General features: G+C 69.7%; 6 protein-coding genes. 2 read left to right on the top strand and 4 right to left on the bottom strand.

What is annotated here, in order from left to right:
- On the top strand, nucleotides 1-323 hold a 323-nt coding region (locus AC6LKG_RS26280), incomplete at its 5' end, for a hypothetical protein (protein WP_498169879.1).
- Between the two features lie 62 nt (nucleotides 324-385).
- On the opposite strand, the gene AC6LKG_RS26275 is transcribed toward AC6LKG_RS26280, so the two are convergent.
- Nucleotides 386-1834 (bottom strand): AlkA N-terminal domain-containing protein, encoded by a 1449-nt coding sequence (locus tag AC6LKG_RS26275; RefSeq protein WP_498169876.1) that lies wholly within the window; start codon nucleotides 1832-1834, stop codon nucleotides 386-388.
- A 145-nt stretch (nucleotides 1835-1979) separates the two neighbouring features.
- Between AC6LKG_RS26275 and AC6LKG_RS26270 the strand changes: the two genes are divergently transcribed.
- A complete protein-coding gene (locus AC6LKG_RS26270; RefSeq protein ID WP_498169873.1) occupies nucleotides 1980-2531 on the top strand; it encodes a methylated-DNA--[protein]-cysteine S-methyltransferase in 552 nt (183 codons plus the stop codon).
- 66 nt (nucleotides 2532-2597) lie between these two features.
- Here AC6LKG_RS26270 and AC6LKG_RS26265 read toward each other — a convergent pair whose 3' ends face one another.
- The 3 genes from AC6LKG_RS26265 to AC6LKG_RS26255 all read right to left on the bottom strand — a co-directional run.
- Entirely contained in the window at nucleotides 2598-3203 is a 606-nt protein-coding gene (locus AC6LKG_RS26265) for a phosphatase PAP2 family protein (RefSeq protein WP_498169870.1), read from the bottom strand.
- Nucleotides 3204-3366: 163 nt separating this feature from the next.
- The gene (arsC, locus tag AC6LKG_RS26260; RefSeq protein ID WP_498169868.1) at nucleotides 3367-3795 is read right to left on the bottom strand and encodes an arsenate reductase (glutaredoxin); all 429 of its coding nucleotides are present in this window, start codon (nucleotides 3793-3795) and stop codon (nucleotides 3367-3369) included.
- A gap of 77 nt (nucleotides 3796-3872) precedes the next feature.
- Nucleotides 3873-4357 (bottom strand): PepSY domain-containing protein (locus AC6LKG_RS26255; RefSeq protein WP_498169866.1); only part of this gene is annotated, 485 nt, incomplete at its 5' end.

The raw sequence follows: 4357 nt of genomic DNA, 5'->3' as shown, positions 1-4357 counted from the left end.
ATACGCTCACCACGTGTAGGTCGTCGGCAGCGTCAGAGGGTTATATGGGAACGGACGCCGTGCGCGGCCGGTTGTGGCATACGCAATTGATTGCGTCGGAACGGTGTGCGCTGCGCGCTTGCGGAGAGGGGCGCGCTGAAGGTTTTTTTTTGCTGGATAGGCGTGGTCTCGTTCTGCGGGCGCGGTGGAACGCCATTGATTTAGTGCTTGGCGCTGTCGATGCCATGGACGCTTTAGTTGTCGTACTGCGTCATGCGTTGGTTTTCTCGACGTCACTGCCTCGTGGCTCGGCGCTCCCTCTTCCTTCCGATTTCATCTCCTGAGCTTGCTTGCCTGATCGTACGGGCTGGCGTCTTCCCGCATTGCGTAACGCCATCCGGCTTTTTCAATATTCCGCCCAAAGATGCTGGGCCGCATAGGCGCGCCAGGGGCGCCAGGCTTCGGCGCGGGCCAGGATCTGAGCGGGGGTGTATTCGCGGGATTCGAGTTTTTCCAGGGCGCGGATCAGGCCGATGTCGGAGGCGGGGAAGGCGTCGGGTTCGCGCAGTTGGCGCAGGGCGATGTATTGGGCGGTCCATTCGCCGACGCCGCGGATTTCGCGCAGGCGGGCGACGGCGGTGTCGAGGCTGTCGGTGGTGTCGAACAGCTGCGGGTCGGCCAGGGCGGCGGCGGCGACGGCGGACAGGGTGGCGGCGCGGCTGCGGGGCATGCCGAGCGAGGCGAGGTCGACGTGGGCGATGGCGGCCGGCGTCGGGAACAGGTGGGTCAGATCGCCGTCGGGCTGCTCCAGGGGGTGGCCGTGGGCGGCGACGAGCTTGCCGGCGAGCTTGATGGCGGCGTTCACCGTGATCTGCTGGCCGAGGACGGCGCGCAGGGCGAGTTCGAAGCCGTCCCAGGCGCCGGGCACGCGCAGGCCCGGGCGGGCGGCGGTGAGGGCGGCCAGGACGGGATCTTGGGCCAGTTGGGCCGCGAGCGCGGCGGGGTCGCTGGCCAGGTCGAAAACGCGGCGCAGCCGGGCGATGATGGTGGGTAGGGCATGCAGTTGGGGAAAACGGACGGTGGCCTGCAGCGCGTTGCCCGCGCCGGGTTCGACCCGCACGGTGCCCTGGGCGCCGTCCAGGCCGATGGTGCGCGTGTAGCTGTTGGCCGTGACCCGTTCTATGCCGGGGATGGCGCGCACGCGCAGGAAGTCGAGCATGGCGCTCCAGTCGTAGGGCGGGCGGTAGCGCAGCAGCAGCTTGATTTCGCCCTGCGGGCCGGCCGAGACGTCGGGCTTGCCGGAGCGGCGCAGTTCGCCCGGAGCGCGGCCGAACAGGGCCAGGAAGATCTCGTTGAAGCGGCGGATGCTGCCGAAGCCGGCCGCGAATGCGATCTCGGCCATGGGCAGGCGGGTTTCGTGGATCAGTTGCTTGGCCAGCAGTACGCGCCGGGTCTGCGCCACGGCCACGGGCGATGCGCCCAGGTGCTGGCGGAACTGACGCCGCAATTGGCGCTCGCCGACGCCCAGGCGCGCGGCCAGGGCGTCGACGCCGGCATCGTCGAGCGCGCCGAGTTCGATCAGGCCGAGCGCGCGCGCGACGCTGTCGGGCAAATCGCGGGTGCGACCGGCGGCGGGCGCGGTTTCCGGGCGGCAGCGCAGGCAGGGGTGGAAGCCCGCTTCCTGCGCGGCCGCCGCCGTGGGGTAGAAGACGACGTTGCGCGACAGCGGCGTGCGCGCCGGGCAGACCGGGCGGCAGTAGATGCGCGTGGTCTTGACGGCGGTGAAGAAGCGGCCGTCGTAACGGGCGTCGCGCACGCGGATGGCGCTGTAGCAGGCGTCATGGTCGAGGTTCATGCGGCCCATGCTAGCGCCGTCGGCGGTCATGATCTAGCGGTTTTCGGACACTGTTGTCACGCGTATTGCCATGTCCGGAATCCGCCAGCGCGATGCCGCCGGCCGTCCTATATTGGACGCGTCAACGCCGCACCCGGAGCCCGCCATGCCTGTCCAGACCTTCACCCTAGAACGGGTCGCCACCCCCATCGGGCAAATGCTCGTGCTGACCGACGCCGGGCAATGCCTGCGCGCCGTCGATTGGGAGGATTACGAACCCCGCATGCATGCCCTGCTGCGCCGCCAGTATGGCAAGGGCGTGGTGAAAGTGGCCGATGCCGCGCGCGCCTCGGCGGCCAGCCGCGCGTTGCTGGCTTACTTCGATGGCCAGGTCGATGCGATCGACCCGTTGCAGGTGGCGCTGGGCGGCACCGATTTCCAACGCCAGGTATGGCGCGCGCTGCGCGAAATCGAACCGGGCGACACGGTCAGCTATGGCGTGCTGGCCGGGCGCATCGGCCGGGCATCGGCGGTGCGCGCCGTGGGCATGGCCAATGGGGCCAATCCGGTGGGGATCGTGGTGCCGTGCCACCGGGTCATCGGCGCCGATGCGTCGCTGACCGGCTACGGCGGCGGGCTGCATCGCAAGCGCTGGCTGCTGGAGCACGAGGCCCGCTGGCGCGCCGCGCGCGGCACGTCGTTGGCGCGGGCCGCCTGAGGCGGCGGCAACGGCGGCGGGATGCCCGCGTCACGTCGGCGGTGGGCGGTCGCCGGATCGACGCCGTCAGGCGCGGATCCAGCCGCGCGCGATGGGCAGGGCCAGCAGCCTGCGGTAGATGGCCTGCGACGTGGCCGTGAGCGGCGCGCCGACGCGGCGCCAGACCGGCACGGCCAGCCCGGCGGCCACCGGCGCCAGCAGCAGGCCGCCGGCGATGTCCAGCGGGAAGTGCACGCCCAGGTAGACCCGAGACAGCCCGACCACGGCCGCCAGCAGCAGCGTCGCATAGCCCCAGCCGGCCCAACGCCGGTCGAAGATCAGCGTGAACGCCAGCGTGGCGATGATGATGGTGTGGTTGCTGGGGAACGATGAGGTGGCCTTGTGGGCGAAGAAGGCCTGGCCCAGCCCGAGCACGAATGGCCGCGCATGCGGCCACAGGGCGCCACACAGGTAGCTGATGCAGAGCGCCGCGCCGATGCCGACCAACGCCTTGAGCGCCAGGTCGCGCTGGGCCTGGGCGCCCCACAGCCAGAGCGCGGCCAGTACGATCGGCACCAGCAGGATCAGCCGATTGGCGACGAACAGGCCCGCCTGGATGCGCCACCCGGGGCTGGCTGGATCTGCGTTGATCAGGAGAAACAGGGACTGATTGAGAGGTTCCAGGAAATCCATGACACGTCATCGGAGTGAAATTATTTCGATTGGCGCGATGGTAGACCGGTTTGCCGTCAATTCCCTTGCAAAACGTGGCCGGATCCCGGGATTTACTTCTGGATGCGAATGTGGCTTTCGGTGGCACTTTCCGGCGGACACGACGCGTCCGCCGGCACGCCGCTCACTTGGCGATGCGCTTGCCCTGGGCGTCGATCACGGCTTCGCCGTCTTCCTTGGTGAAGGCGCCCTGCTGCGGCGCGGGCAGGATGTCCAGCACCAGTTCGGACGGGCGGCACAGGCGCGCGCCCAGCGGGGTGCTGACAAAGGGACGGTTCAGCAGGATCGGGTGGGCCTCGATGGCATCGAGCAGGGCGTCGTCGCTCAGCGAGGCGTCATCCAGGCCGAGTTCGGCGTAGGGCGTGCCTTTTTCGCGCAGCGCGTCGCGCACGGTGATGCCGGCGCGCTTGAACAGCGCCTTCAGGTCGGCGCGCGAGGGCGGCGTTTCCAGGTACAGCACCACGGTCGGCTCGATGCCGGCATTGCGGATCATGGCCAGCGTGTTGCGCGAAGTGCCGCACTTGGGGTTGTGGTAAATGGTGACGTCGGACATGGCGTTTTCCTTGCGATGGTGCGGGGACAAGGCAGGAGCATAGTGCATTCCCGCCCTGTCCTTGCCGCTGCGCGGTTTCAGGCGCGCAGCTTGCGGCCCAGCCGGCGCCAGCCGATCACCACGCCGGTCAGGCTCAGGGCCGCGCCGCCCAGGCTCAGGAACACCAGCAGGATGTCCCACAGCGGCCGGCGCGCCAGCAGGCCGGTCCAGTCCCAACTGTGCAGGAAGGCGAACAACCAGCGGCTGGCGCGGTTGCCGCGGTCCTGCCGGCCCAGCACCTGGCCGGTGAGCGGGTCCAGGTAGACCCAGCTGGCCTGCGGGTCGTCGAACACCAGGCGCCACACCGGCAACGGCTTTTCGATATGGCCGAGCATGGCGTGTTCGTCGCGGCCGTAGTAGTAGAAGTCGTAGCGGTCCAGCACCTGCATGTCCGTCAGGGTGGCGCCGGGCACCAGGCGCGCGGCGGCCGCGCGCAGGGCCACGGGGTCGAGCGTGACGGGCTGCGCGTCGGCGGCCGACAGCAGCCGCGGCGCGCCCGGGCCGCTGCGGGCCAGCACCAGGT

The sequence above is a fragment of the Achromobacter sp. 46006 genome (genome assembly GCF_059761975.1).
The sequence above is the reverse complement of the archived record's forward strand: the minus strand, read 5'-3'. Positions and strand labels throughout refer to the sequence as shown.